The following is a 22091-nucleotide window of genomic DNA, read 5'->3' as shown; positions in this document are numbered from 1 at the left end:
ATAAAAACCTTATGAAAACAAGATTCAACCTACTAACCCTCGGCGTAAAACGCCTACTTGTCGCTATTGGAGTCATCCTCTGGATATCACTTTTTATATGGACTATTTCTGAGCGAATGGAATTTTTGGCGGTAATCATCATACCTACTTTTTACACACTATTGTATGGAATCATGGTCGCTGTTGCCTTATGGATCTATGAAAGTGTTTTAAGGGATAGATATTGATTTTAATACGGGCTTTCTACCAAACTTCATTATGCAACTTCACTGTTTATCCATCAGCATTTTTAAAGCAGGTTCAATAGCCAAAACATGATCATGTCCAAAAACCACTATAACTTTATCATGCTTTTCCAACTCAGCGTCTATTTTTTCCAGTAAAACAGAATCTCTTACGACTTTGGACTCTCGCCCTATTAAACGATAGTTACAATCGGGATTAACGTAATCAAAAAGTTCTATGTCAGGATTAATAGTCAGTTCCTAATCATAGCCGTTTTGGATTTGTATAGTTTTTCATATCCAGCAAAGGTGTTCAGACGCTCATCAACCGGGAAACCTTCATCAATAAATCATTTTTGAATTACTAATTTGTATAAATTTGCGAAACTTCTATCTCGGTGAGCCCAATGTACTACTAAAGGCGTTCTGCCAGGAGGTTTAGGTGACGACTTTTCCTATTTCCAAAACAAAACCCCAAGTATTTATTTCTTCCTGGGTCGCTCAAATTCTGAAAAAAGATTGATCGCAGATCCAGATTCACCGGATTTTGCTGTAGATGAGGATTGTATCATTTGGTTGATGTAATTCTTTTTTTATGATTACAGAATCTAATTTTCAGCAAAAATAAACAGATCGATATAAGGGCTCCCTATTGACCATAAGTTTTCATTAATTCCCTAGCAGCCGCACTTCCAGCACGATTGGCGCCAATGGTAGATGCCGAAGGGCCATAGCCTACCAAATGAATTCTCGGTTCTTTGGCAACCATTGTTGCTAACCTCCCCGTCATGAGGATTCCACCACTTTCTTCCCTTGGCAGTACAGGGTCCAAGTGTGCCAATGCACTCCTGAAGCCCGTATTCCATAGGATGACATCCGCTCTTACTCCTCTCCCGTCTTCCCATTTTACGCCATTTTTGGTAATTTCGCTAAACATGGGAAAACGTTTCAGCACGCCGCGTCTGTCCATATCTTCGACTGCCGGCGTCACTGGCAACCCAGTTACGGAAACCACCGACAGGGGCGGTAATCCCTGCCTCACACGCTCTTCCACCAAGGCAACCGCATGATGTCCGGCTACATCATCAAAAGGCCCTTCCCTGAAATCGGGTGGACGACGCGTAACCCAGGTGGTGGTAGTTACCTTCGAAATCTGATCCAGCAATTGGATGGCTGAAATGCCCGCTCCCACCACGATGACATGCTTGCCCCGAAAATAATCCGCATTCTTAAAATCCTTAGTATGCAGTTGTTCACCCTGAAAAAGCCTTGCACCCGGATAATCCGGAATATAGGGATTGTACCAAGTGCCGGTCGCATTGATAATGCCCAACGCGGAGAATAAGGTTTGCGCTGTGTCTATATAAAAACGGTCTCGATGCGGAAAGACTTTTTCGACCTTTACAGGACGATATACCTGGAGCCCGAATTTCTTTTCGTATAAATCAAAATAATGCGGAACAGCCACGCTTGCGCGCACAACTGCTTCGTCTGTCTCTAACGTTTCTTCTAAAGACATCCCCGGCAAATCGTGAATTTTGTTGACCGTACTCAGTGTTAGTGAAGGCCAGCGAAATTGCCAGGCACCACCCGGACGAGGCGCTTCGTCCAGGATGATAAAATCCCGACCGATTTCCATTCCTGACTTTTTTAAATGGTAGGCAGCGGAAAGCCCAGCTTGACCCGCACCGATAACTGCTATCTTGGTTTTATATCGCAGGTTTTTTGCCATAGCGAACGTATGCTTAACGCCATCCCAATCCGGGTGCCACATGCTCCAATATAGCAGACAACACGTGTACGTTGTAATCCACGCCTAAGGTATTGGGTATAGTCAAAAGGAGCGTATCCGCTTCCCGGATGGCTTCGTCCTGCCCCAATTCCTTGATAAGCTGATCAGGTTCTGCCGCATAACTCCGTCCAAAAATAGCGCGTTTGTCCTTTTCGATCATACCGATTTTATCGTCCCGATTGCCTTCCTGCCCAAAGTAATACCGGTCTTGATCATTTACCAATGCAAAAATTGATCGGCTTACCGAGACCCTTGGCTCACGTTGGTGCCCAGCCTTTTTCCACGCTTCTTTGTACAACCTGATCTGCTCTGCTTGCTGTATGTGGAAGGGCTTGTCGCTTTCGTCGTATTTCAGGGTAGAGCTTTGCAGGTACATTCCATTTTCGGCTGCCCAGACGGCTGTGGCATTGGAAGCAGCGCCCCACCAGATCCGTTCACGCAAGCCCGCAGCATGTGGTTCTAAGCGTAACAAACCTGGCGGATTCGGGAACATCGGATACGGGTTCGGTTGGGCAAATCCGACGCCTTCTAGCCTGTTCAAAAACTCCAAGGCTTTACGGCGTCCCATGTCCGCGTCGGTCTCCCCTTCGGCCAGTTCATAACCAAAATAGCGCCAACCATCGATCACTTGTTCCGGAGAACCTCGGCTGATTCCCAACTGCAATCGGCCGCCCGAAATCAAGTCGGCAGCTCCGGCATCTTCCACCATATACAGTGGGTTTTCATAGCGCATATCGATCACCCCTGTGCCAATCTCTATTTTGTTCGTCTTTGCACCGATAGCCGAGAGCAACGGAAACGGCGATGCCAACTGGGCTGCAAAATGATGTACCCGAAAATAGGCACCATCCAGACCGATTTCTTCGGCAGCGACAGCCAGATCAATGGACTGGAGCAAAGTGTCACTCGCTGTGCGGGTGCTATAGGCAGGATGATTGGACCAATGTCCAAACGATAAAAACCCTATTTTTTTCATAAATCCGTTATGTGGTTACAGTAAAAATTCGTCAATTATTAGCCATATGTAAAATTAGAAGAGTGTCCAAATGTCAAACTCCAGTTCTAGGCAGCAGCCTTACCAAGCTTCTGACATGTTAAGTTTTAATTGCTCTCTCATGGATTCCCTTTTGATAGTCAAACTTAGATAAATTGCCGTTTATATGCAATAAAATTGATTTGTATATACAAGCAATTATTCATATATGTGTAGCCTTTAAGGCATTGCCAGTTATGGAATGTGTAGAACAATGTAATTTGGAATCCATCGCCCTTGCCTTGCATAAAGTTCATATATCAGGCTTTCCCAAGAATCATTTCAGAAGTTAACCAATCCATGTGGAGGAATGGCCTGAAAACAGTACGGGTTGTAAACGGTGTGTCGCCGGCATTATAAAAGGTGTGTATGGTATTTCGGAGCAACACATAGGACTCGCCCGGCCTCAATTCTATTTTTCCCCCGTTTACAAGCAGCCCCAGCTTTCCCCCCAGTATTTCGAAAGATTCTTCCTGCAGTGGGTGTATGTAGATGAAGCGTCTTTAGTGATTGTAACAACTTCACCGTTTGCTTCAAGCTTCATAGTTTTGTTCATGTCAATTTTACCGGCAATTAAGATGTAAACTGGTTATTGGATGAAAATTTAAATAAAGTATTACAGTATATGGATGATCACAAATAAAATTTAAACTAGTCTGTTTAATCTATAAACTACATCTTGCCAAAGCCTATCCTTCATCACTCTTTTGAAAAAACCAAAATGGTCGATCTTTCCCAGGCCAAACTCCCTTGGTGTTAGTTTTGTAAAAGATATCTCTTTTTCACTGTTAATGTGTTTCCAAAAAGCTTTGGTATTTTTCTCGTTGGAAATTGTATCATCGGCAGTCCAATAGGTGTGAATGGGAAATTTGTAATTTTTGAATTGCCCGATTGGAACTGTTTTCCCATAGAATTTCTTATCAAAAAAGTAGTCTTCTTTCTCTAACCAATCCCGCCATTCATACACTACATTTTTTGGCAGATCTTCCATTAGCCCGAATTGCTTTGCTTTGATATAACCCGTCAATAAAACACTGATTGGTGCAAAAACGTAAAAATAAAAATAGGCCTTTATTCTGTATGTTAAAGGCATGTTAGGATAATAGCCCGATGAAACCGCAAAGTTGATAACCCCTTTTATATTGTTCAACTCTTCCATAAAACCGATTTGCTGTCCGCCCGCACTGTGTGCCATGACAACGTAAGGGAGGTTTGGAAATTTTTGATTTAGGAATGATTTAATGGCAGGCATATCTTTTATTCCGTAATCTGAAAAGGTAAAATCACACTTACCTAAATTATCAGAAGAAGGGCCTCCGCTTCCACGGTAATCCCAAAGACAACACAAATAACCGTTTTCGGCCAAATAGGTAAGAAAAGAAAGATAAACTTCTTTTTTTGTTCCTGTGCCGCAATTGAACTGGATGACGGCTTTTGGGTTTTCCGGCATCAGCAAGATTCCTTTTAGTATTACACCGTCTTTGCAGATGGTTTCAAAACTTTCATTTTTCATCGTTTGCGATTCACTTTCTTCTAAATCATACCGGAACATTTGGGTTGAAACGATAGAAGCCATGATCTTGTTATGGTAATGGCTAGCAAATGAAACAACGCTCAAAAACCAAAGGTAAAAAATCGGTTTTTGTTTTTGAAGAGATTATCTGAAAGATTGTGGATACCAGATGTTAAGCAATTTATCCAATCGTTAGTGTTTAACGACGTATTGTTGTAATTTAGGATCGGATTTTTACTTTCATAGGTTATATTCATCCTAACAATATGGAAAATGAAAAGAAAAATGTTTTTGAAGCGTACAATGTTATTGCAGATTGGTTCTTCGAAAACCGTTATAAAGGAATAATGGAGAAAGCATACCTTGATAACCTAATTGATAACATTGGCAAAGGAGCGAACGTGCTGGATCTTGGCTGCGGTACAGGCATACCTATCATGAATTATCTATTGTTGCAGGGAATGCAAGTCGTGGGTGTTGATGCGAGTTACCGCATGCTGGAAATCGCAAAGAGAAATTTTCCATCCACGGACTTCATACAAGCAGATATGCGTCAACTTTTACTCAGCGAGAAATTTGATGCCATTATTGCATGGCATAGTTTCTTCCATCTTCCCCCCGAAGATCAGCCCTCGATGTTTCAAATTTTCAAAAATCATTTGAATAGCAATGGGGTGTTGCTATTCACCTCGGGAAAAGAATATGGTGAGGCTTGGGGAATAAGCGGAGGCATAAACCTGTTTCACGGCTCGCTGCATGCAAATCAATACCGATCACTTCTTGAAACCCATGGTTTCCGCGTTCTGCAATACCGGGAAGACGACCAGGAATGCGGTGGTGCTACTGTATGGATGGCTGCGTTGAATTCGGATCGCATTGAGTAAAAAGCCTATTTTAACGTAACATCAAGGTAGACGGAATGACGCCCGTATGTATCATAAAAAGGCTTAAAAACCACATTATCAATTTTGAATTGTAGACGCTGTGGATCACCCTTAATGGATTTGCCTATATCTTTGGCATCTAAGGTTACCTTACGCCATTCTTTTCTTGCTTCGGGCTCCTGAGCCGCCAGTAATATGGGGCCATAAAACAGACTGGCTATGTTCTGCTGATCCATAACCGGATCTAAGTGAAATTGGAAGGGCATTTTCAATTCTATCACATCACCATCTTTCCACCTACGGCTTATTTTCAGGTAACTGCCCGGCTTCGTATGAAGCTCCTGTTCTTTACCGTTAATCTTCACTAAGAATCCTTTGGTAGCCCAGCCTGGAACACGCACATGGATATCAAATTTTCCACTGCCTTTGATAGTCAGGCGGGTGTGGTCTTCCTCTGGAAAATTTGTTGTCTGCTCTACCGTTACTTTTTTTTCTGTCCATTCCAGCATAGACGGTATGTATAGATTGACATAAAGCGCCTTATTATCCTTACTTTTAAAGTAAATTGAATTTTGTAGCTTAGTACTACTCTCTATGGCTGTACCGTTACAACAGGTAAAGCCCGCCATGTGTGGATTGCCAAATTGTTTGATAGCACCTGGCCTGAGCGACACGTGATAGGTATTTGCAGGACTATCCTTGGCTACAGAAGCTAGAATATGGTTATATAAACCCCGCTCGTAATAATCCATCAACGCTGCCCGCTGATTGAAGAGGAACAGTTTACTGGTTAACTTCAACATATTGTATGTAGCGCAGGTTTCATTCTGCCCTCCGGCAGAAAAGCCATTTTCATACAATGTTGCCGGCTCACTGATAAAACATTCTGCATTGGCCGGATTACGTGCACCTGCAACCCCTCCAATGCTGTACATATAATCATTGACGGCCTTATACCAGAAGTTATCGGCCACTTTGTAATACTCCGAATTATTGGAGACGCGGTATATTTCAATACTTCCGACAATTTGAGGGATATGCTGATTGGCATGCAAGCCACGGAAACTATCTACATTTTTGGCCAACCCATGCGAATGTACTGCATCACCAAAGAACATGTCAATATTATCAAATAACTGCGCTGTTTTCAGATAACTCGGTTCGTTTGTAATACGGTACAGACGGGCCATTGCCTCATTCATGCCTCCAAACTCACCGGCAATGTAGGTGTTCCACATCTGTATCAGTGTGTCCGTCGGCAGCTGGCTCAAGCGGGCATACACCCAATCACCCATACCGGTAGCTATTTCAAGCGCTTTTTTATTACCGCTCACTTCATATACATCCATTAAGCCGGCCAAAATTTTATGCAAGGTATAATACGGTGCCCAAATCTGGTTCTTCTGGCTTCCGTATTTGGCACCGTTTTCTAACATGATAAACTGATCTGGAGGATAAGCGCTGATGAATCCTTCGCCCCAGTTCCAAAAATCAGTACGGATGCCTTCTTCACTGAGATCTGAATCATAAGCTGATTTTCCGGGACCATGCGGCACAGCCGTCGGATCAGATACATACGTGCCATCTGCTTCTTTCGCCTTTCCAGATAATTGCGAGAGCTCATAGAGTGTATTTACCATATACTCCATTTTTCCAGAGAAATTGACCTGTAGTGCCTTGTCATATCCTGTACCGGCATAGGCTTGTGCAATTGCCGTCAAGTAGTGCCCGGTGGCATGCCCCCTTAATTTGGTATCCTGACTGTCCCAGACGCCCAAAGGCTTTGCTCCTTCAGGCTGCGGCTGACCAAAAGCATGGCGGAACATATAGAGAAAGGAGTTGGGGTCGGTTTCAGCCAATGTTGTAATAAATTTATCGCGATTTTCGATAAATTTTGTTTTATGGTGATGAGCATCGTTTTCCAGAGAAACCTGGTTTAAATCAAATTCCTCCAGCTGCGAACTTGGCGTAGTGAATTTGTTGGACTCTTTTACCGTGACAATAGCTTTTGGCTGTAGATTCGTTCCCGCAACACGCCCCGTGAGAGTATAGCGTCCGGGTTTAAGAACAGCGCTATTGTCGGTAGCGGAAGGCCACAGCACACGTACTTTCGGCCCCTTCATTTCACCTTTGTAAGTTCCTTGCAGGTACCTTGGTAATCGTGGCAGATTACCTACTGCTGTTTCAACTTCCACATCGGATACCTGAACTAGAAAAGTATTATAAAGTTGTGCTGCGCTTGGGGAAAATTGCGGAAGATCCTCTTCAGGCTTAACTATATTTGCCGAATCTTCGTGAATGTCTTTCAGCGCATTGCGATAAATTCCGGTAATCTGCTTACTGCTCAGGGGAACACGATAAATACGAAAATCATGTATCAGGGCTTTGAGATTGGGATCGCCCGGCAAAAACGATTTTCCGATATAAAGCTGGTTTTTGTCTCCTACCTGCTGGCCGAATACCTCTGTTAACTCCGGCGGAATATCGCTGGCTTCGCCCACTGGCTTGCTGTCGACATAGGTGATCATAGCTTTTGAGGGAACGTCAATCACGATGGCAAGATGAACCCATTTACCGGCTTTTATAGCTGGAGAAACCGTTCCGTTTTCATTAGCGCCTTCTGCGGTTATCAACGCCTGGTAGCCCTGCTGGGTATTTGTCCCAACAGGAGCCGCAAAAAAATGTCTGTCGGCATCCTTTCCGAAATCGAAAAAACGTTGTCCAAGTTGATCTGAACGCAAGTTTATCCATCCGGATATACTGAGCGATTCTAAATCTGTTAACGCTTCTCCCGGGACCATAACATAATCATCTCTGTTTCCAGAGAGCGACAAAACCATTCCAAACCGATCGTCATTGACATATTTGGCCCCGGCACCTTGAAATTTGCCGTGTAAATTGTTGCGAGACCAGTCCTTGAGATCGCCATCAAACACATAACGTGCAATCATTCCTGTTTCACCAATCCCATCCAATATCTGATCTCCACTCTGAGCCTGCGCGGTTTGGACTCCCCCAGCCAAAACAGTCACAGAAAGGATGACACGCAAGAATACGTTGTACATTTTCATATTCTTAGAACTGTATTATTAAATATAAAGAAATAAACATCCGTAAACCATTACATTAAAATGAAGCATCCGTTGTTTTATAATTTTTGATAAAACTATGAAGAATTGACGCTTTTCTATAGGTCTATTTTAGCTAATAATCACAGGATATTAGCAGAACCCTACTCAAAGACCAAAGAGAAAAATCAACCAATGCTTTAACCATTACATCAAGATAATGATCAGCCATTTCTTGACTACTATTGTTAAGTTTGTCGGTAGATGTCCTTGCTCTAAATCGGCAATTCATTTAAATAGTCTAACATTTTGTTCCTTTGGTTATCAAGCCATCACTTTTGAGAGCAAATCGATTCTCGTGCGACCTGCTTCAGCCACGGCTTATGAACAAGCGGGTCCTGATAGGAAACAAAAGCTCGAGATATAAATTAATAATTTTTTTTATGGCTTCTTCAGCACTTAATCAGCCAACTATGGTTATTGAAACCATGAAAGGAAAAGGCAACCGCAGATGTAAAAGTGAAAGGTTTCTGCCTATGGGCGAGGTGGTAAATAGCTAGCTAACTAGCATTAGTTCACGCACCTTCTCTATTTACTTAACGTGTAGTTTCTAACGTAGGATAATAAACAGTTTAAGCGGGCAAAGTCACCGGATAAAAGATCGTTGAAGCTCTCCTGCTTTATCTTTCACATAATCAGCATGTGCATTACCCCAGTTATCAATGCCGGATAATAGCGGTAGGATACTGCTGCCAAGTTCGGTAAGACGATATTCGGTCTTTTTAGGGTAAACCTCTTCTGTTTCCCGGTCTACCACACCAAAAAAAAAGAGGTCTGCCAATTGCATTTCTATAACTCGTAAGGTTGATCCGGGAATGCTTTTATGTATTTCGACGGGGCGGACAATTCCTCTTTTGATGGCATCGATAATACAAAGCTTCCACTTTCCTCCAAAAACTTTTAGTGCTGCGCGAATGCCGCAGTCCAAATCTTCCTCCATTTTTCTCTCGTACATGATTGATATAGTTTTAAGCAGTACTATCCAAAGATACCCAATTCCATCAATAGCCGGATCTCGATACCGAATCTTTTTTCGGTTATTGTTCTCCTTTTCTGTTTATCTGACCTTTGTTCCAAATCAAAACGTAAACAAGATGAAAGCGACAAAGCAAACAGGTGGTAAAATATCCGTTATAGGATTGGGACAAATGGGGCGTAAAATTGTTCAGCTATATGTTGATGCAGGTTATCAAGTAACCGTATGGAATCGTACAAAAGGAAAAGCGGCAGGACTGGGAGGTGTTGTAGAGGTCGATCACGCCGAAGCAGCTATAGCTGCCAGCCCGTTGAGCATTATAATTGTCTATGACAATCAAGGTACATGCGAAATACTTGGAAGTGTACAAGACGAAGGCATCTATAGTGGCAGAACTATTGTCAACTTTACTACTGGAAGCCCGAAAGAAGCCACCGAAATCGAAAAGACTATTTCTTCTCATGGAGGGCACTATCTTAATGGTGCTATCCAAGTGGCCCCCGATCAGATGGGACTGGAAAGCACTACAATCCTCGTTTCGGGAGAGAGGGGAGCCTTTACACAACACAAAATAACGCTTAATATACTTGCGGGTAATTTTAGGCACTTAAGCGAAAAAGCAGCAGCCTCATCAGCTATGGATCTGGCAACGCTTACCTGGCTCTATGGTTCTTATATAGGTTTAATCTATGGCGTAAAACTTAGCCAAGAATACGGGTTGAATTTAGCTGATTATAGTAGTATTATAGGTGAGATTACGCCCGGTTTTACTGAGTTCTTCCAATACGAGATCGGGGTTATAGACGGTGGAAATTATAAGATCACGCAGAGCCCATTACCAATCAGTGTTGCTGCCACCCAACGGATTGCCAACAGCTTCCAAGAGCTTAATGTTATTCAGGAATTTCCGCAAATACTTAAAACTATTCTTGAGACAGCAGATCAAAATGGTTTAGGCAACGAAGAGCTTGCTGCTATTACCAAGGTTATAGGACGGCAGGTGTGAACGAAAACAAGGTTTCTTATTCAATTTACCTGCGGTCAGAGTGATGAAGGAATGACTGCGGGGCTCATCCGTAAAACTAGAAATAGCAACAGGCAAAATAGTGAACATGTTATTCCGTTTTGGAATGAAAGCTCGAATCTCAAGACTATACCGATGAAGAATACAGATCGATAAATGCTTTCAACGCCCGCGACTGCTGCATATCCTTACGAAAAACCAATACGGTGTTCATAGTGCCTAATTGTCGGTTCAAACTATGGGTTGTTAAGCTCCTTCTGTAATAATATCTGGAAACCACTTCTTCCGGCAGTAAACTAATGCCGAGCCCGGCTTCAACAAAATTGATAATGCCCTCTATCGAGTTAAGTACAGTGCGTTTATAATGAACAATCCCCTTGGAACTTAACCAAGATTCCAGCCGTACCCTAAAAATGCATCCCTCTTCAAACACAATAATTTTTAAAGGCTGCTTCGACAATAACTCGTTTATCTTTGGACCGTTTGAAGCTGTTAGAATAATTAATTGTTCCTCTTTGATACTGATCTGCTCAAGTCCGTTAACTTTAACAGGTGCTGATACAAACGCGGCATGAAGCTTATGGTTCAGAACATCATTTATCAGGTCATTCCGCATAGCCGACTTAAATTCCAATTCAACTTGAGGATAATCCTCTTCAAAACGGTTGAGTATCTCCGGTGCTTTCAATGCCATGGTCGTTTCTATACAACCAATTTTTAGACTTCCGCTGACCTTGTTACTGTTTTGGATGTTATTTTTAACCTCTTCAACCAGGTGCCCGATCTGCTTACAGTAGTGCAACAGGGTTCGCCCGTTGGGTGTGAGCTCCACTTTCCGGGATGATCGGGTAAAAAGTTGTGTGCCGAACTCTTCTTCCAAGCTTTTAATTCTAGCAGTGACATTTGATTGAACGGTGAACATAGCCGCCGCCGCTTTTGTAAAACTGCCTTTAGCCACTACGGCTTCAAATATTTTCAGGTCATTGATATTCATCCGAATTAATCATAAAAAGTGATTTAATATATCACAAATAATCGTTTTAACTAATCAAATATCATACTTAATTTCGATTCATCAAAAAAGAATATGGAAAAAGTATCAATTCGTTTTGTCGGCCTACTACTTAATCTGTTTTTAACCAGCAATGCTGAGGCACGGTCAAATCAACAGTCAAACTTAAATAATTAAGCTATGAAAAACACTTCAGTTCACTTCCGCAATATAGAGGTAAACGGGTTAAATTTATTTTACCGGGAAGCTGGGGCAGCGGATGCGCCAACCATCCTTTTACTGCACGGATATCCCACATCATCGCACATGTTCAGAAACCTGATTCCAATCCTGAGCAAAAAATATCATATTCTTGCCCCTGATCTTCCCGGATTCGGCTACTCTGATGCTCCGGATCATGATAGGTTCAAATATACTTTCGACAACCTTGCTAGTACCATGCAATCATTTGTCGACAAGCTTAGAATGAAACGCTTTGCCGTTTATGTGTTTGATTATGGGGCTCCGGTTGGATACAGACTAGCTATGGCCAATCCAGAAAAAATTACCGGTATAATATCCCAAAATGGTAATGCATATAAAGAAGGTTTAAGCAAGGACTGGAACCCGATCCAAAAATACTGGCAAGATGCTTCCCTGGTAAACCGGGATGCACTTAGGGATTTTGTTTCTAAAACGGCCACATGGTATCAATATCATGCAGGTGTATCAGATCCATCACTGATTGCTCCGGAAAGCTATACACTTGATCAGTATTTTCTTGACAGGCCTGGGAATGTTGAGATACAGTTGGATTTACTGAAAGACTACAGGACCAACGTCGCGCTGTATCCAAAATTTCACAACTATTTCCGAACCTACCGTCCAAGGTTATTAGCGGTATGGGGAAACAAAGATCCGTTCTTTCTACCTGTGGGGGCGGAAGCCTACAAAAAGGATCTTCCTGATGCCATTGTGAAATTTTACGACACCGGTCATTTCGCTCTTGAAACAAATGTAACAGAAATTAGCACAGATATCATGGATTTTATAGTGACATTGCCTAAGTAATGCAATGATCAATTTGATATAATTTGATTTTAATGGGTTTACGCTACGATTTACTGAATTTCACGGTATCACCGTCGACTTTTACATAAACCCAGGTATTGCACTATCGATTAGCTCACAGTTCTGGTCTGCTTTTATGTTCGCACGGAAGCCGGAGGAGTAATGTCGTACTAAATATGGTCAGGCGGGTTTCCAAAAGATAAGGATGAACGAACTGGAAGTTTTTATTTTGTCAGATGGATTTATCCGGGATAAGAACATTGATAGGTATTCTCCCAGTGCAGATCTTTCGGCTTTAAAAGTACTACTGAAAGCCAACTTTCGATCAGACGAATATGTAGATATGGCGATGAATGTCCCCTTGGTAAGGACAAAAGACAAGTTAGTTCCAATTGGCTGATTTCGGCCCGCCACAGATTACCGATATTTTGATTTCCCATGCACATCCCGACCATATTGGCGGTTTAGTCGATAAAAACGGTGCTCTCGTCTATCCGAATGCCAGGCACCATATAGCACATGAAGAGTTCGATTTTTGGATGCGGGCTGAGCTGGCGGACTTCAAGAAGAGCGGGCTTTCCGAAATGCCTGAATTTCTGGAAATGCTGCTTCCTCCTATAAAGCATATCTTGGATCGCATAGAGACAAAGACAAGTTATTTCAGCCACGGAACACCATTGTATGGGCGCTTTTCTTTCCAAAGGGCACAAGTTCATACACTTGGAATGACTTTGACGACGATCCATAGTGGCAGTGGCAACTTGGTTTTCATGGCTGACCTAGTTACACTCGGACGTTTTGCTGTTTCCACACCCAGAGTGGAAGTTCTCCGGCGATACGGATATTGACTTAGCGATCACATCGAGAAAGAAACTTTTGCAGGAACTTGCAGTATCGGGAAATTGGGCGTTAGGTTATCACCTGCCTTGGCCAGGGCTGGGGCATATAGGAACAAGTGATTCGACATTTCAGTGGGTGCCCTATGCACGTTTTGCCCCTAATGATATTATTCTTTAAAAAAGGGATTAAATTTTCTCCCTATCTGGCGTGATTGAATTTGTAGATAAGACAACGCAGAGAGATGCTATTTTGGCTATTTCAATGAGCGACAGGTAATGTTGCGGCACCGTTTGGAACCGGTATATTAGCTAATCAAGGAAAAGAAGTGGAAATTGGCAGAGGGTTGCTTGAAAGAGGGGTTTTATCACACTTCTCTTCTGCCTTCAAAAAACATTTCGGCTATACCCCGAGTAAAGTGCAGGAATTCAGCTCCAATCATCATCTTAATCGAATTTTACGACAGTATTCGGTCCTGGCCGTTCGTCTAATAACAAGAATTGTCGATTACCTTTATTAGGTGTCCATGGTGTTTTACCCAATAGACCAAAATCTGTGTAGGTGCCCAGCGAACCAAATTGTTCAAATACAAATGGTAAGCCCTCAGCGCCCAATGGAGATGGTCTGTCGGCAAGATGAAGGTGCAGATGGGGCCCAGTAGTTTGACCAGTGAAGCCAAGAGAAGCAATTACTTCGCCCTTTTCTACCCGTTGGCCTGCTTTTACACGCAGGCTCCCCGGTTTAAGATGTTCATAAAAAACATACTTTCCTGAATCGATTTTCAAACACACATAGTTGCCGGTTGCCTTTTCTGCAGGAATTTTAGGATGATCGGAAAGTGTAGGGCTCTCAGGAAAATCATCTTTGCTGATGATCACAACACCATCAGAAACCGCTAGCACATCTAAGCCATAGCCATACCAGTTGGTAATTTGATCATTATTGCCCTTAGCATATTTCCCCTGCTCATCCAACAACATAAAGTCTATCGCGAAGCGACCCGGAATACACGCTTGTCCATCAACGGTATAAATGACCTTTCGATGACCCCGCTCCCAAGAAGGCTCGTACAGGGCTACCCAAGGTCCGCCTTTAAGCGGGGGGCCGAAAACTGTTGGCGACTGAGATAACAAATTGACGCTGGCGCCGCTGACTGTTCTAACCTGCCCAGATTCAGTTGGCAAAAAGCTATACTCCAACAGATGGGATAGATGAGATATTGTTTGACCACCAGAAATGGAGAGTTCCAAATATAATATTGCTGATAATCCAGGATATAGTACCCCCTTCCTTTCGAAAGTAAGTTGGCCCACCGGGGTTATCTGATTAAGTAATTCTTTTCCTGTTAAAGATAGGACCTCTGTTGAGTCCAGTCCATTGAAAACGGCAAGCTTGTTAATGGCGAGCGTGTCTGCGGCAAAATTGGTTATGAAAAGCTCATAGTAGGCCGATTGCTTTCCGTCAATTGTTACCAACTGCGGAGGGTGCAATACACGTATGTCAAAAGTTGTGTGGTATTCTTGCGCGTTGGTGCGGCAACCCCAAATCAATATTACTGCAGTTAAATACAATTTGATATGATGCATGTCGTTTTATAAATCTGTTTAAAATTAATCACAGTAATATGAAATGCGTCGAAAGATTCGTTTTCCAACTACAGTATCAAAAATACAACATCCGTTTGAATTTCGATTATTAGACCAAAAAGGAAATGTGAAAATTTTAAGCCGCCTTAATAAAATTTTGTTAAATAAACAAAGCATGTCTTTTAGACATACTTTGCTCTCAGTATTTACTTCTTACACCTTACCGAGCTGTGCTTTAGCCGCTTCAATATGCATATCTTTACCGGCTTCTATGGCAAAAATGCCATAACTCAAAGGAGCGGCCGCATGTCGCTCTACTGCTTGTTTGAACAAACTGTTCCACACGCTACCGCCCAGCTTTTCGTATTCAGTAATCAACACTTTGAGACTTTCTTCACCGAAGACGGGAATATGGCCTGAAAAATCGATAGACGGGTCACTGACCTGTGCTTCCGACCAATCTATGATACCGCTGACTATACCTTCTTTCGCTGCCGAGACATGGCCTGCATACAAATCACCGTGAATAAGACGGTAAAATCCGGCCAGAGACTGTCATTATCCAACCTAGACTATAGTCTAGAAAATTTAGAAGTGAAAAAACAGGAAAAATCAATTACCATCATCCCTTTACTTATGCTGCCAATAAATAGTATCTCTTAATCTAACTAGTTTAAAAACGCTGGGCATGTTGTATATAAAACCAACGTCTTGATCTTAGTTTAATTTAAGAACACTCAAAGCGGCCAAATCTTGCTTGGCACATCTGTGCTGTATTACGGTTCTTTTAAATTAGTAACCCATTGCTAAGTTAATACCCAACAGGTTTATTTGTATCGTAAAAATTGGCCTGCAAATACTGCATATGCTTATCGTATGTGTTAGCTTTCCCATCGCGTGAAACGACTCCCAAACCTTCAGGTCTTCACCATCTATTATTAAATGCGCTACCATGGTTCAATAAAATTTTAGTTGTCATCATACAATCTACAAGTATTTAACTTTTAACAAATTTGCTACAGAGTGTTAGAAACTATTTATACCATCTACGCCATATAACGGTTACATTTGTGTAAATGTAATATACATATATTATGAGCGTACACACAAACGTATTAAATCTCCTTTCGTCTTCCGTGGAAAGTAAAGATGTGGAAGCCAAACTGGCAGCAATTAAGAGCTTGATTGAAAAATTGAATAAAGAGGTTTTTGAAGACCCAAAAGTTAATCACAGAAAATCAATTGATGCAAAAAAATACGATGCTTTAAAGAGCTCCGAAGAAACACAACGTGCCTTGCTAAAATCATTGGAAGAAGTGAATAAGCGAAAGACGGCATATAGTGATGAAATTACAAAAACATTTGAAGAATTAAATGTGTCAGAAATATATACAGTTCAACAAAATGCAGGATCTGGTGAGGAAATAAAAATAACGGTCACGCTTATAGATGGAAGAATTTCAATAAGTACAAAGTCAGTTAAATAGCAAAACTTATAGCTAAATATGACAGGTAGAAAATCAATGTTGAGACTGTAAAATAGACTGTGTCAAGGATAATAAATAGAAGTATTATTTTTGACATAGTAATTATGAGTATTAAAGAAAGCGATTTTGATTTTGAGTCCATGAAGGATAAAGCTCTGGAACAGTTACGCAGCGGAGAATCACTTTATGGCAAGAACGGAGCTTTTGCTCCTTTAATGAAGAAATTTTTAGAAGCCGCGTTGGAAGCTGAAATGGAGAGCCATATGGACGAAGCCCAACGCTCCGGTGGTAATCGGCGTAACGGCAAGTCCAGTAAGCAGATTCGGACTTCTGAGGGTACGATCGATATCGATACTCCCCGTGATCGTCGATCCAATTTCGAGCCCCAACTCGTTAAGAAACGGGAGACGATTTTAGCTGAGAGCCTAGAGAAGAAGATTTTAGGCATGTATGGCTTGGGTATGAGTTTTCGGGATATTTCCAACCACATCAAGGAGATGTACGATACGGATATCAGCCACAGTACACTTTCTTCGATTACCGATAAGATTATTCCCCAGGTCAGGGAATGGCAATCACGAAGCCTGGATTCTCTTTATACGATTGTTTGGATGGATGCCATGCACTACAAGGTGAAAGAAGACCATCGTTTTGTTTCTCGGGCTGTATACAATATCCTTGGCGTTGACCGAAACGGACATAAGCATTTATTAGGGATGTATGTTTCGGAGAGTGAGGGGGCTAACTTTTGGCTGAGCGTACTGACGGACTTACAGAACCGAGGTGTAGAGGATATCTTAATTGCCTGTATCGATAACCTAAAAGGGTTTTCAGAAGCAATACAGGGTGTTTTTCCCGATACCGAAGTACAGACCTGTATCGTGCACCAGATCCGGAATAGCTTAAAGTATGTGGCCAGTAAGGACCAAAAGGAGTTTATGAGCGATCTAAAGCCTGTCTACCGGGCTGACACATTGGATCTTGCCGGATTGCGGATGGATGAACTTCAGGATAAATGGGGTGAAAAGTATCCGGTGGTCATCGACTCCTGGCGGCGTAACTGGGATCGTCTGACCACCTATTTCCGATACGATAAATCCATCCGAAAATTGATCTACACCACCAATACGATCGAGGGATTCCATCGCCAGGTCCGTAAGGTCACTAAAACTAAAGGTGCCTTCACTTCAGATATGGCGTTATTGAAACTGATCTATCTAGCCCATAAAAACATTAAGAAGAAATGGACGATGCCACTGGCCAATTGGGGAACAACAGCACAGAAATTAGCCATTTGGTTTCCGGGAAGAATGGTGTTAGATTTGCAATAAGCAAAATGGCTGAATTACCGCCCCGCGGGGCGGTAATTCAGCCATTGACACAGTTTGTTTTACACTCCCTCAATGTTTATCCGCCATATATCTATTGTTCTATGGTATTCTCTGTTAACATGTGTATTTTAGACCTGAATTTTTGAACTTTCACCCTGTAAATCGCTATTGCTATGCAAAACCTGAAAAAAGAAGATATCAACCAAGAAGTTTTTGACTTGTATAATGATTATGCGCATAATCGGCTATCTCGGCGAGACTTTATGCAGAAACTTTCCTATTATGCCGTGGGAGGATTGACGGTTGCCTCGCTGATGAGTTTTCTGAATCCTGATTATAAAGGAACCATACAGGTACAACCAGATGACCCGAGAATAGAAACAACATATATCAACTACCCTTCACCTAAAGGCGGAGGCACCATCAGGGCACTTTTGTGTATGCCGAGTGGAAACCAGAAAAAATTAGGCGGAATTGTAGTAATCCACGAAAACAGGGGCCTAAATCCATATATAGAAGATGTGGCAAGGCGGGCAGCATTGGCAGGATTTGTTAGTCTAGCTCCAGATGCGTTGAGTCCACTCGGCGGTTACCCCGGTAATGACGACGATGGACGTGCCCTCCAAAGCGAACGTGATAGGAACGAGATGCTGGAAGATTTTATTGCAGGATTTAAGTATCTGCAAAAAAATGAATTTTGCACGGGCAAGGTAGGTGTAGTGGGTTTTTGCTTTGGCGGGTGGATTTCCAATATGATGGCTACGCAGATTGCAGACTTAACTGCTGCCGTGCCTTTTTACGGAGCACAGGCTCCTGTAGAAGACGTTCCCAACATCAAAGCGCCGCTACAGTTACATTTTGCCGAACACGACACCAACGTGAACGGAGGGTGGCCTGCTTATGAACAGGCATTGAAAAACAACAACAAGGAATACACGGTATACCATTATCCGGGCACCAACCACGGTTTTCATAACGATACTACGCCACGTTATGACAAAGAAGCGGGAGAATTGGCATGGAAGCGTACCGTAGACTTCTTTACACAACAACTGAAGTAAAATATATCAATTCAGTGGACAAACTTTCTAAGGCAACTTTAATAGCTTTGCTATGCTTCACAGTATTGAGTTTGTAAGCAGCACGGCGGAGAAATCCAAGAAAAGAATAACGAGAATTACACAAATCATTATTCGAAGGCAGATTGGATTGGCGTAAAAGGACTTGGATTGCCCGAAATGATGATTGAGATTGAAATGAAAGCTAGAGTTTCAAAAGAACAGTAACGCTATATGAAAACTTTTTTTAAAGAGCTATTTGAATATAACAATCACTTCAATACGAAATTGGCTGAATCATTTTTAGCCAATCAATATATTGTTTCAAAAGAATCAGTAAAGGTATTTTGCCATATTCTCAACGCACATGAGATCTGGAATTCAAGGATCCAGGGAAAAACAAATATTTACGAGATTTGGCAGGTTCATAATCCTGTCGATTTTGCTAAGCTGATGGAATTAAACCAGGAAAACACAAATGCTATTATTGAAGGAAACTCTTTAAACGAGGTTATTCAATATTCCAATGGTAAAGTACAAAGAAAAATACAGGATATTCTATTTCACATGATCAATCATTCCACCTATCATCGTGGACAAATAGCAATAGATTTTAGAGAATGTGAAATTGAACCAATCGCCACAGATTATATACATTATAAAAAATGACTTGAGTCTATTCAGCTATTTTTATGGAATAAAATAGATCATTACCTCTATAACGTGTCTTAACTATCCAAGAATGAGAAATCGTTATAAACATTCGGACTTTCACCGTGCAATCATTCTGATGCTAATCCTCAAAATACGTCCAGTTTTCGCAGCAGCTCTTCTCCTCTCAGATTCTTAGCAAGAATCACACCTTCAACGCCCTTATGTGCAAAAGGGGACGACAAAATTTCATAAATTGTACCCCTTCTTCCTGCTCAGCGGTTTAGTGGGACTTCAAATTTGAGACGATATTATGAAAGAATTTCAGTACGACAATAGAATGTATTACAGTCCTGTTGAGTTTGCAATGGCACATATAGGCGGAACTTGGAAAATTCCAATCCTGTTGTGCCTTCGAAACGGTTCAATGCGATATGGCGATTTGAAAAAGTCTATACCACACATTTCAGATAAGATGCTGATCACCCAGTTACGGGAATTGGAAAATAAAAATATGCTCACCAGACACTCCTTTCTAGAGAAACCCCCAAGGGTAGAATATCAACTTACCGAAAAAGCCATAAGAGCCTTGCCTGTTATTGACCAATTGACAACGTACGGTATTTCGCTGATGAACGAAGCAGGCGTTGATCGAAGTTCTGATTGATGGTCTATAGCCTGACTTTCAACTAAAAAACCGAAAGTTTGATAACCTTTATTTCATTTTTCCTTTATATACAAAAAAGTATATAAAGATGGTACTAAATGCTAAAGCCCTTATGTTTGCAGTAAACAAAATTTTAAAAGAACATGGAGCATGTAAAGCATCAAAAGGAGTAGGTGACAATTCCTACTTTACCTTGCATATTGATAAAAGAAACCCTATCCTTTTGGGAAATATTGGGATTTGAGATTACCTATAAACTAACTCGACCCTACCAATATGGCATCATAGAACGAGGGGGAAATGCAGAATATTGTTGACCCAGGTAAACTTGGCAGACAAAGAGAAAGAGCGTTTAGCCCAGAAGCATGATGTTAAACTTTGACTGGACCAACTACGACAAACGAAAGGGTATGCTGAGTTATATATTTTACAATTATCATAAAATAAAAAGCCTCTATAAAAAAACTATATCAACCAACGCAAGCTCGGAGATTATTATGATTTATCGTAAAGATATATACCTTATTCTAGCAATCATTATCGGTATATTTGTACAAAGCAGATGCTGCTATAAATTGGCAAAATACGTAACTTGACAAAATACTGAGAAACACTTATGATAAACGCGAACGGCAAAACTGAATTTTGGGAAAAAAGCTTTGTTGAGAAACAGGAAATGTGGGGTTTTGAGCCATCCAATTCTGCCATATTGGTAAAGGATTTTTTCCTTGAAAAATCAGTGAAAAACATACTTATTCCTGGAATCGGTTATGGGCGGAATGCACAAATTTTCAAAGATAATGGAATAGCCGTAACAGGGATTGAGATATCGCAAACGGCTATTGAAATGGCAAGAAAACATTATGGAACAGCTCTGACGATCTATCATGGTTCCGTAACCGATATGCCATTTGACAATTCCTTATATGATGGAATATTTTGCTATGCTTTAATTCATTTACTGAACCGTGTGGAAAGAAAAAAATTGATTGCTGATTGCTATAATCAACTAATGGACAATGGATACATGGTGTTTACAGCTATTTCCAAAGAAGCCCCCACTTATGGCAAAGGCAAATTTCTCAGCAAGGATCGGTACGAAATATTCGGTGGGGTAAAAATGTTCTTTTATGATAGAAAATCGATCACCGAAGAGTTTAGCAAGGTCGGATTATTCGAAATCAAGGAAGTCATAGAAAATTATCCATTCTTTTTAATTAAATGCAGAAAGATCCGGTAAGCCGGTTTAACGGTTTTATCGGATAAGAATTGGTCACTAATAAGATTTAGTCATGGTAAAGGCTAATGCTGATAGTGATTTTTTATAAGAAAAATTAGATTTACCCTTTGATGTAATAAAGCATATTTGATAGCTATATGAAGTAAATCACCAAAACTATATGAAAATAAACATACTCCTGATAACGCTATCCTTAATTTTCCAAAAAACAATTCAAGCCCAAAGTGACAATAAAATTGACGATATATTCAAAATTAGGTTACGATAAAGAGATTACATTTAATGGATTTTTCATCTGGTAACACCATTTTATCTATACACAATCCACAGACGAAATGAATGAAAAAGGTATGGATATTCCGCTCCAAAGTACAACACTATTCCCAATATGTACCAGTAATTCCGAGGCAAAGTACACCAGTTTTTAAGTAAGATTGGTTAGCTGTTTAGGTTGCGAATTGAATGGTTATGGATACTCACTTTATGCAGTGTACGGTCTATGTGCCTTCTTCACCTTATTATTATATAACATCTGTAAATGGTTGTTTATGGTGGATAATCAAAGGTAACTTAAGATAAAATAGGCCTCGATGCACAT

Annotated in this window: 21 protein-coding genes and 1 pseudogene; 13 read left to right on the top strand and 9 right to left on the bottom strand. The window is 41.3% G+C overall.

From position 1 onward, the window contains the following. Positions 1-11 precede the first annotated feature (11 nt). The gene (locus tag H8S90_RS09745; protein WP_187342357.1) at positions 12-227 is read left to right on the top strand and encodes a hypothetical protein; all 216 of its coding nucleotides are present in this window, start codon (positions 12-14) and stop codon (positions 225-227) included. A 646-nt stretch (positions 228-873) separates the two neighbouring features. Here the strand turns inward: H8S90_RS09745 and H8S90_RS09740 are convergent. From H8S90_RS09740 to H8S90_RS09725, 4 genes are all read right to left on the bottom strand, one after another. Beyond that, positions 874-1956, bottom strand: a complete 1083-nt coding sequence (locus tag H8S90_RS09740; RefSeq protein WP_187342356.1) for an NAD(P)-binding domain-containing protein — start codon at positions 1954-1956, stop codon at positions 874-876. 13 nt (positions 1957-1969) lie between these two features. After that, positions 1970-2992, bottom strand: coding sequence for an LLM class flavin-dependent oxidoreductase (locus H8S90_RS09735; RefSeq protein ID WP_187342355.1), 1023 nt, complete (start codon positions 2990-2992; stop codon positions 1970-1972). Between the two features lie 317 nt (positions 2993-3309). Next, entirely contained in the window at positions 3310-3528 is a 219-nt protein-coding gene (locus H8S90_RS26425; RefSeq protein WP_370525699.1) for a cupin domain-containing protein, read from the bottom strand. 167 nt (positions 3529-3695) lie between these two features. After that, positions 3696-4625 (bottom strand): serine aminopeptidase domain-containing protein, encoded by a 930-nt coding sequence (locus H8S90_RS09725; RefSeq protein ID WP_187342354.1) that lies wholly within the window; start codon positions 4623-4625, stop codon positions 3696-3698. Positions 4626-4828: 203 nt separating this feature from the next. Between H8S90_RS09725 and H8S90_RS09720 the strand changes: the two genes are divergently transcribed. Beyond that, positions 4829-5446 (top strand): trans-aconitate 2-methyltransferase, encoded by a 618-nt coding sequence (locus tag H8S90_RS09720; protein ID WP_187342353.1) that lies wholly within the window; start codon positions 4829-4831, stop codon positions 5444-5446. Positions 5447-5451: 5 nt separating this feature from the next. Here the strand turns inward: H8S90_RS09720 and H8S90_RS09715 are convergent, their stop codons facing one another. Beyond that, a complete protein-coding gene (locus H8S90_RS09715) occupies positions 5452-8511 on the bottom strand; it encodes a beta-L-arabinofuranosidase domain-containing protein (RefSeq protein WP_255501887.1) in 3060 nt (1019 codons plus the stop codon). 649 nt (positions 8512-9160) lie between these two features. Beyond that, the gene (locus H8S90_RS09710) at positions 9161-9529 is read right to left on the bottom strand and encodes a helix-turn-helix domain-containing protein (protein WP_187342351.1); all 369 of its coding nucleotides are present in this window, start codon (positions 9527-9529) and stop codon (positions 9161-9163) included. 139 nt (positions 9530-9668) lie between these two features. On the opposite strand from H8S90_RS09710, the gene H8S90_RS09705 reads away from it, so the two are divergent. Continuing rightward, positions 9669-10556, top strand: a complete 888-nt coding sequence (locus H8S90_RS09705) for an NAD(P)-dependent oxidoreductase (RefSeq protein ID WP_187342350.1) — start codon at positions 9669-9671, stop codon at positions 10554-10556. Positions 10557-10701: 145 nt separating this feature from the next. On the opposite strand, the gene H8S90_RS09700 is transcribed toward H8S90_RS09705, so the two are convergent. Beyond that, positions 10702-11568, bottom strand: coding sequence for a LysR family transcriptional regulator (locus tag H8S90_RS09700; RefSeq protein ID WP_187342349.1), 867 nt, complete (start codon positions 11566-11568; stop codon positions 10702-10704). A gap of 198 nt (positions 11569-11766) precedes the next feature. On the opposite strand from H8S90_RS09700, the gene H8S90_RS09695 reads away from it, so the two are divergent. The 4 genes from H8S90_RS09695 to H8S90_RS09680 all read left to right on the top strand — a co-directional run bounded on the left by H8S90_RS09695 (position 11767) and on the right by H8S90_RS09680 (position 13653). Then, positions 11767-12636, top strand: a complete 870-nt coding sequence (locus tag H8S90_RS09695; RefSeq protein WP_187342348.1) for an alpha/beta fold hydrolase — start codon at positions 11767-11769, stop codon at positions 12634-12636. A 205-nt stretch (positions 12637-12841) separates the two neighbouring features. Continuing rightward, positions 12842-13036 (top strand): hypothetical protein, encoded by a 195-nt coding sequence (locus tag H8S90_RS09690; RefSeq protein ID WP_187342347.1) that lies wholly within the window; start codon positions 12842-12844, stop codon positions 13034-13036. A 28-nt stretch (positions 13037-13064) separates the two neighbouring features. Beyond that, the gene (locus tag H8S90_RS09685; protein ID WP_187342346.1) at positions 13065-13484 is read left to right on the top strand and encodes an MBL fold metallo-hydrolase; all 420 of its coding nucleotides are present in this window, start codon (positions 13065-13067) and stop codon (positions 13482-13484) included. Then, positions 13435-13653, top strand: a complete 219-nt coding sequence (locus H8S90_RS09680) for a hypothetical protein (RefSeq protein ID WP_187342345.1) — start codon at positions 13435-13437, stop codon at positions 13651-13653. Before H8S90_RS09685 ends, H8S90_RS09680 begins: the two co-directional genes overlap by 50 nt. Positions 13654-13919: 266 nt before the next feature. Here the strand turns inward: H8S90_RS09680 and H8S90_RS09675 are convergent, their stop codons facing one another. Then, positions 13920-15059: a M23 family metallopeptidase gene (locus tag H8S90_RS09675; RefSeq protein WP_187342344.1), complete on the bottom strand. Its 1140-nt coding sequence runs from the start codon at positions 15057-15059 to the stop codon at positions 13920-13922. Positions 15060-15272: 213 nt separating this feature from the next. Then, positions 15273-15625, bottom strand: a pseudogene (locus H8S90_RS09670) (phosphotransferase); the annotation flags it as partial. Between the two features lie 528 nt (positions 15626-16153). On the opposite strand from H8S90_RS09670, the gene H8S90_RS09665 reads away from it, so the two are divergent. The 6 genes from H8S90_RS09665 to H8S90_RS09640 all read left to right on the top strand — a co-directional run bounded on the left by H8S90_RS09665 (position 16154) and on the right by H8S90_RS09640 (position 21493). Further along, a complete protein-coding gene (locus H8S90_RS09665; RefSeq protein WP_187342343.1) occupies positions 16154-16546 on the top strand; it encodes a hypothetical protein in 393 nt (130 codons plus the stop codon). Positions 16547-16650: 104 nt separating this feature from the next. Continuing rightward, on the top strand, positions 16651-17877 hold the full coding sequence (locus H8S90_RS09660; RefSeq protein ID WP_187339332.1) for an IS256 family transposase: 1227 nt from the start codon (positions 16651-16653) through the stop codon (positions 17875-17877). Between the two features lie 173 nt (positions 17878-18050). Then, positions 18051-18938 (top strand): dienelactone hydrolase family protein, encoded by an 888-nt coding sequence (locus H8S90_RS09655; protein WP_187342342.1) that lies wholly within the window; start codon positions 18051-18053, stop codon positions 18936-18938. A 231-nt stretch (positions 18939-19169) separates the two neighbouring features. After that, the gene (locus tag H8S90_RS09650) at positions 19170-19604 is read left to right on the top strand and encodes a DinB family protein (protein WP_187342341.1); all 435 of its coding nucleotides are present in this window, start codon (positions 19170-19172) and stop codon (positions 19602-19604) included. A gap of 295 nt (positions 19605-19899) precedes the next feature. Then, a complete protein-coding gene (locus tag H8S90_RS09645) occupies positions 19900-20253 on the top strand; it encodes a helix-turn-helix domain-containing protein (RefSeq protein WP_187342340.1) in 354 nt (117 codons plus the stop codon). A gap of 616 nt (positions 20254-20869) precedes the next feature. Further along, on the top strand, positions 20870-21493 hold the full coding sequence (locus H8S90_RS09640; protein ID WP_187342339.1) for a bifunctional 2-polyprenyl-6-hydroxyphenol methylase/3-demethylubiquinol 3-O-methyltransferase UbiG: 624 nt from the start codon (positions 20870-20872) through the stop codon (positions 21491-21493). The last annotated feature ends 598 nt before the right edge of the window (positions 21494-22091 follow it).

It is taken from the genome of Olivibacter sp. SDN3, assembly GCF_014334135.1.
Classification (GTDB): domain Bacteria; phylum Bacteroidota; class Bacteroidia; order Sphingobacteriales; family Sphingobacteriaceae; genus Olivibacter.
Note: the sequence above shows the minus strand (reverse complement) of the source record. Positions and strands in the feature narration are given on the sequence as shown.